Origin of the sequence: Rothia kristinae NBRC 15354, assembly GCF_001570865.1 — a bacterium.
Classification (GTDB): domain Bacteria; phylum Actinomycetota; class Actinomycetes; order Actinomycetales; family Micrococcaceae; genus Rothia; species Rothia kristinae.
Window position 1 is genome coordinate 1 of the sequence record NZ_BCSM01000032.1, and the last position, 1,429, is coordinate 1,429.

Annotated in this window: 1 protein-coding gene; it reads right to left on the bottom strand. The window is 69.9% G+C overall.

Annotated elements, in window-relative coordinates; translation table 11 throughout:
- Positions 1-9: 9 nt before the first annotated feature.
- A complete protein-coding gene (locus tag KKR01S_RS10400; RefSeq protein WP_061225938.1) occupies positions 10-1,317 on the bottom strand; it encodes an ISL3 family transposase in 1,308 nt (435 codons plus the stop codon).
- Between the last annotated feature and the right edge of the window lie 112 nt (positions 1,318-1,429).

Below are 1,429 nucleotides of genomic sequence, written 5' to 3' on the forward strand. Positions count from 1 at the left end.
GGGGGCTCTTCACGAACGAGGGTGTAGCGCGGGTCTGAACCCTCCGGCTTCGAGCAGCGACCGAGCGATGTAGTGGGTGAGGTTGCGGAAGCCGAGGGCGGAGCCGCGGAGGTGTTCGAGTCGCCCGTTGATGGCCTCGGTCGGGCCGTTGCTGGTGCCGGGGCGGTCGAAGAACGCGAGGATGTCGCCCGCCCGCTGCTTCATGGTCCGGCCGAGCTTGCGGACCTCGACGAGCGCCGCGGGAACGCCGCTGCTGATCGCAGCGATCACCTCCTGCATCATCGCCTTCGCTTTCTTCTTGTCGGGCTCCCGGTAGGCCGCGACGATGCGCTGGTAGATGCCCCAGGTCGCCTCGACCTCGACGTGCTCCTCGCTCGCGAACACTGCGTCCAGGCGTGCCCGCTGCCGGTCGGTGAGCAGGCTCGCCCCGGTGTGCAGGGTGCGGCGGGCTTTGTAGAGCGGGTCGCCCTTGAGCCCGCGGTGACCGGTGGTGTCTTGCTGGACCCGACGCCGGCAGACATCCAGCGCGTCGCCGGCGAGGCGGACCACGTGGAACGGGTCCATGACGGGGACGGCGTCGGGGAGTTCCTCGGCGGCAGCGGTCTTGAACCCGGCGAAGCCGTCCATCGCGACCACCTCGATCCGCTTCGCCCAGTCCGCAGGGCGGGCGGCGAGCCACTGCTTGAACACCGCCTTGGAGCGGCCCTCGACCATGTCCAGCAGCCTCGCCGGCCCGGTCTTGTTCCTCGCGGGCGTGAGGTCGATGATCACGGTGACGTACTTGTCGCCCAGCCTCGTGTGTCGCCAGACGTGCTCGTCGACACCGATCGTGGTGACCCCGTCGAACCGGGCGGGGTCGTCGATCAGGCGCCGCTTGCCTTCCGCGAGGACGGCGGCGTTCGCGGCACTCCAGGACACCCCGAGACCTGCGGCGACGCGGGTGACGGTGAGGTGGTCGATGACGATGCCCCGCAGCGCCCACTCCAGGCCGCCGCGGGAGATCTTCGCACGCGGCGCCGCTGCCCGCGTCATGTCCTGCCGCCACGTGCGCCGGCAGTGTCCGCACCGGTACCGGCGCACCCGCACCAGCAGGGTCGTCGGCCGGTGCCCGAACGATTCGTGCGCCAGTCGACGCGTGACCGTGTCCCGCGGCACGCCCTCGACACCGCACTTCCGACACCACGGGTCGTCCTCGACGACGCGGCATTCGATCGTGGCCCGATCCGGCTCGATCAGCTGGCCGACGGCGACGAGGCCGAGCTCGTCGAGGCGGCAGAACGTGGTCAGGTCAGGGGTCGCGAAAGTAGGGTGGAGCACGTCGAGGTCTTTCGGGATGGCGAGCGTGAAGAACTTCCATCATCCGGGAGACCTCGACCCCTACCCGGCCACCGACGCGCTCAACCGACTACACCCTCGTTCGTGAAGAGCC